The sequence below is a fragment of the Micromonospora sp. NPDC049799 genome (genome assembly GCF_040656655.1).
In the GTDB taxonomy this organism is placed as follows: domain Bacteria; phylum Actinomycetota; class Actinomycetes; order Mycobacteriales; family Micromonosporaceae; genus Micromonospora.
Genome location: NZ_JBFAMU010000423.1, coordinates 1 through 4,236 on the forward strand (window position 1 = coordinate 1; position 4,236 = coordinate 4,236).

The 4,236-nt window shown below is 74.0% G+C and carries 5 protein-coding genes; all 5 read left to right on the forward strand.

Translation table 11 applies throughout. From position 1 onward, the window contains the following. Positions 1 to 1,063 (forward strand): MiaB/RimO family radical SAM methylthiotransferase (locus AB0I76_RS23605; protein ID WP_357039306.1); only part of this gene is annotated, 1,063 nt, incomplete at its 5' end. 77 nt (positions 1,064 to 1,140) lie between these two features. Continuing rightward, positions 1,141 to 1,734 carry a CDP-diacylglycerol--glycerol-3-phosphate 3-phosphatidyltransferase gene (gene pgsA / locus AB0I76_RS23610; RefSeq protein ID WP_357039309.1) on the forward strand — a complete coding sequence of 198 codons (594 nt, stop codon included), beginning with the start codon at positions 1,141 to 1,143 and terminating at the stop codon, positions 1,732 to 1,734. A 109-nt stretch (positions 1,735 to 1,843) separates the two neighbouring features. Then, positions 1,844 to 2,386, forward strand: coding sequence for a CinA family protein (locus AB0I76_RS23615; protein ID WP_357039312.1), 543 nt, complete (start codon positions 1,844 to 1,846; stop codon positions 2,384 to 2,386). Positions 2,387 to 2,552: 166 nt separating this feature from the next. Continuing rightward, on the forward strand, positions 2,553 to 2,999 hold the full coding sequence (locus tag AB0I76_RS23620) for a helix-turn-helix transcriptional regulator (protein WP_357039315.1): 447 nt from the start codon (positions 2,553 to 2,555) through the stop codon (positions 2,997 to 2,999). A gap of 257 nt (positions 3,000 to 3,256) precedes the next feature. Continuing rightward, complete coding sequence (locus AB0I76_RS23625) at positions 3,257 to 4,120, forward strand: PspA/IM30 family protein (RefSeq protein ID WP_357039318.1); 864 nt, start codon at positions 3,257 to 3,259, stop codon at positions 4,118 to 4,120. Positions 4,121 to 4,236 lie beyond the last annotated feature (116 nt).

Sequence of the window (4,236 nt, forward strand, 5' to 3'; positions counted from 1 at the left end):
AGGGCGGCGAGGTAGTCAGCGAGGGTGCCGCCGTCGATCCCCGACCCGCGCGGCCGTCGAGACCGACGAGCACACGCCGGCCCACCTGCGGCAGGTGCTGCGGCACCGGCTCGACACCGGGCCGGTCGCGTCGCTCAAGCTCGCCAGCGGCTGCGACCGACGCTGCGCGTTCTGCGCCATCCCCGCCTTCCGCGGCGCCTTCGTCTCGCGCACGCCGGACGAGCTGCTCGCCGAGGCCGAGTGGCTCGCCAAGACCGGCGTCCGGGAGCTGGTGCTGGTCAGTGAGAACTCCACCTCGTACGGCAAGGACCTGGGGGACCCCCGGGCCCTGGAGAAGCTGCTGCCGCAGCTCGCCGCCATCGACGGCATCGTCCGGGTGCGCGCGAGTTACCTCCAGCCCGCCGAGACCCGGCCCGGCCTGGTCGAGGTGATCGCCTCCACGCCGGGCGTCGCGCCGTACTTCGACCTGTCGTTCCAGCACTCCAGTGAGCCGGTGCTGCGCCGGATGCGCCGTTTCGGCTCCACCGACCGGTTCCTGGAGCTGCTGGCCAGCGCCCGCGAGCTGGCGCCGGAGGCGGGTGCGCGCAGCAACTTCATCGTCGGCTTCCCCGGCGAGACGCGGGCCGACGTGGAGGAACTGGTCCGTTTCCTGACCGAGGCGCGGCTCGACGCGATCGGCATGTTCGACTACAGCGACGAGGACGGCACCGAGGCCGCCGGGCTGACCGGCAAGGTCTCCGCCGCCACCATCAAGCGCCGGTACGACAAGCTCAGCGCCCTCGCCGACGAGCTGTGCTCGCAGCGGGCCGAGGAGCGACTCGGCTCCACGGTCGAGGTGCTGGTCGACTCGGTCGACGACGGGGTGGTCGAGGGGCGGGCGGCCCACCAGGCGCCCGAGGTGGACGGCTCGACGACCCTCGTCGCCCCGGCCGAGGGTGGGGTCGACCTGGCCGCCCTGCGCCCGGGTGACCTGGTCCGTGCCACGGTCACCGCGACCGAAGGGGTGGACCTGGTGGCGGTGCCGGATGAGATGATCTCGGCGGCGCCCGGCGCGGTACGGTGACGGCGGGCGCGGATCGAGCGAGGGAGCCACGTGGTGAGGGGTCAGGTGCGCCACGGCGGCCGGAGCGGGGCGCGGCGGTGACCGGGGCGACGGAGTCCACGGCGCCGGCGGTGGTCGCCCGCGTGCCCGTGCTCAACGCGGCCAACGCGCTCACCCTGCTGCGGCTGGTGCTGGTGCCGATCTTCGCGGCCTCGGTGGTCATCTCCGGGATGACGCACGCCGGCTGGCGGATCGCCGCCTGTCTGATCTTCGCGGTGGCGTCGGCGACGGACCTGGTCGACGGTTGGATCGCCCGCCGGTTCGGGCTGGTCACCTCGGTCGGCAAGGTCGCCGACCCGATCGCCGACAAGGCGCTCACCGGGGCCGCGCTGCTGCTGCTGTCCTGGTACGACCAGCTGCCCTGGTGGGTGACGGCGATCATCCTGGCCCGGGAGCTGGGCATCACCGCGCTGCGCTTCTGGGTGATCCGGCACGGTGTCATCGCGGCCAGCCGGGGCGGCAAGATCAAGACTGCGCTCCAGATCCTCGCCATCACCTGGTACCTCTGGCCGATGCCCGCCGCCCTGGCCGCCGTCGCCCCGTGGATCATGGCCGCCGCGGTGGCCGTGACCGTGATCACCGGCTTCGACTACGTCGCCCAGGCCCTCCGCCTCCGCCGCCCCACCCGATAACCCCTCCCGGGCGGTCCCCCCTTCGACGATGGGTGGGGCGAGGGCGAGGGGTGGGGTGGGGTGGCGGGGGAGGATGTGTCAGGGGCGGCGGGGAGGGAAGGGGAACGGCATGGACGTGGAGACGGACGCGGACGGGGCCCGGCCGGTGGGATCCCCGGCGGCGGGTGTCGTGCACGCCCTCGCCCAGCGGCGGGAGACCCTGGCCACCATCGAGTCGCTGACCGGCGGGCTGCTGGCCGCCTCGATCGTGGAGATCGCCGGGGTGAGCGGCGTCTACCGGGGCGGGCTGGTGGTCTACGCCACCGAGCTGAAGGCGCAGCTGGCGGGCGTACCGGAGGATCTGCTCGACGACCGCGGCCCGGTCGACCCGGACGTCGCCGTGGCGCTCGCGGAGGGCGGGCGTCGGCGCTGCGGGGCCGACTGGGGGCTGGCCACCACCGGCGTGGCCGGCCCGGAACCGCAGGACGGCAAGCCGGTCGGTCTGGTGTACGCGGCGGTGGCCGGCCCCTCCGGCACCGACGTACGACGGTTCGACCTGGACGGCGGACGGGACCACATCCGCTCCGCCGCGGTGATCGAGGCGCTGCGGCTGCTCGCCGAGCGGGTCCACGCGGCCGACCGTGACGCCGCCCCGGCCGGCAGCGCGGCCTGAGGACGGGCGATCGTGGGGCCCGTCATCCGATTCGACAGGCGGGGCGGGATGTCGCCCGAGCCGCCACCGGGTACGGTTGCGGGAAGGCTCCGGCGGTCGGGTTCGGTGCGGTTGACCGTGCCGGACCGGTTGCCGTGGTGACGAGGTGTCCCTCAGGGGAGGTGCGATGGTCCTGCTACGCCGGGTGATCGGTGACGCGCTGCGGGCACGCCGGCAGGGGCAGCACCGCACGCTGCGCGAGGTCTCCTCCGCCGCCAACGTCAGCCTGGGCTACCTGTCCGAGATCGAGCGGGGCCACAAGGAGCCGTCGAGCGAGCTCCTCGCCGCCATCTGCGACGCCCTCGGCGCCCGCCTCTCCGAGCTTCTCCGCGAGGTGAGCGACACCGTGGCGCTCGCCGAGCAGATGCCGGGCGTGCTGGTCCCGGTCACCGACGAGCAGGTCGAGAAGACTCCCGTGGCCGCCGCCGTGCGCAAGGCCACCAACCGGGGCGTCCGTCAGGTCACCTCCGACGGCACCGTCTCCGTCCAGGTCCGTCAGGACTCCCCGCTCAAGGCGACGCTGCGCAGCACCCGGGTCCGCCCCGGCGACCGCGACGTGGTCTGCGCCGCCTGAGCCCCGCCGCTCTCCGGGCCCCGGTCCGACCCCGAGCGGGTCGGTGACATCCCGGATCCGCTTCCCGTCGCATGGTCGCTGTCTCCTACGCCGCGTAGGGTTGATCGCAGTCGGTGTCGGCGTACGCCCCGCTCGCCGGGTACGGATGCTCGGGTGGCGTCCGGCTGGGACGATGGGGACACTGCCGCGCCGGAGGCCGGCCGGTGGCAGCCGGGCCGGCCGAGGCGGAGCGACGCTACTGAGGGGGTACCGCGGAGATGGCGAACCCGTTCGTCAAGGGTTGGAACTACCTGATGGCGCTGTTCGGCGCCAAGATCGACGAGCATGCCGATCCCAAGGTGCAGATCCAGCAGGCCATCGAGGAGGCACAGCGCCAGCACCAGGCGCTCGTCCAGCAGGCCGCCGCGGTGATCGGCAACCAGCGCCAGCTGGAGATGAAGCTCTCCCGGCAGATGACCGAGGTCGAGCGGCTCCAGGGCAACGCCCGCCAGGCCCTCGTCCTGGCCGACCAGGCCCGGGCCCGCGGCGACGAGGCCGAGGCGGGGAGGTACGAGCAGTCCGCCCAGACGCTCGCCACCCAGCTGGTCTCCGCCGAGCAGGCCACCGAGGACCTGAAGACGCTGCACGACCAGGCGCTCGGCGCCGCCGCGCAGGCCCGCAAGGCGGTCGAGAACAACTCGATGATCCTCCAGCAGAAGCTCGCCGAGCGCACCCGCCTGCTCAGCCAGCTGGAGCAGGCCAGGATGCAGGAGAGCGTCGCCGCCTCGTTGGAGTCGATGTCGGCGCTGACCGCCCCCGGCAACACCCCCAGCCTGGACGAGGTGCGCGACCGCATCGAGCGGCGCTACGCCAACGCGATGGGCCGTGCCGAGCTGGCCGGCAGCTCCACCGAAGGCCGGATGCTGGAGATCCAGAAGGCGACACTGGACTCGGCCGGCTCCGCCCGGCTGGAGCAGATCCGGTCGAGCATGGCCGGCGAGCAGCTCGGCGGCGCGAAGGAACGCCCCGCCGTGGCGCCGACCGCTCCGGTCGCCGACCCGGCGGCCGCCGCGAAGCTCGACGAGATCCGGGCCAGCATGGCCCGGGACCGGGGCACCGGAGACAGCACCGCCGCCGGTTGAGCGGCCGGGTCGAGGAGGCACAGGTGGCAGACGAGCGCACGCGGTACTTCCGCCGGTTGGGCCGGCTGCGCCGGTCCGCGCGCCGGTGGAGCGTCACGTCCGGCGGGCTCGCGGGG

Bases quoted from the DNA above. Each gene is read 5' to 3' on its own strand.
- AB0I76_RS23615 (WP_357039312.1), top strand. From the start codon at position 1,844: ATGGACGTGGAGACGGACGCGGACGGGGCCCGGCCGGTGGGATCCCCG.
- AB0I76_RS23620 (WP_357039315.1), top strand. From the start codon at position 2,553: ATGGTCCTGCTACGCCGGGTGATCGGTGACGCGCTGCGGGCACGCCGG.
- AB0I76_RS23625 (WP_357039318.1), top strand. From the start codon at position 3,257: ATGGCGAACCCGTTCGTCAAGGGTTGGAACTACCTGATGGCGCTGTTC.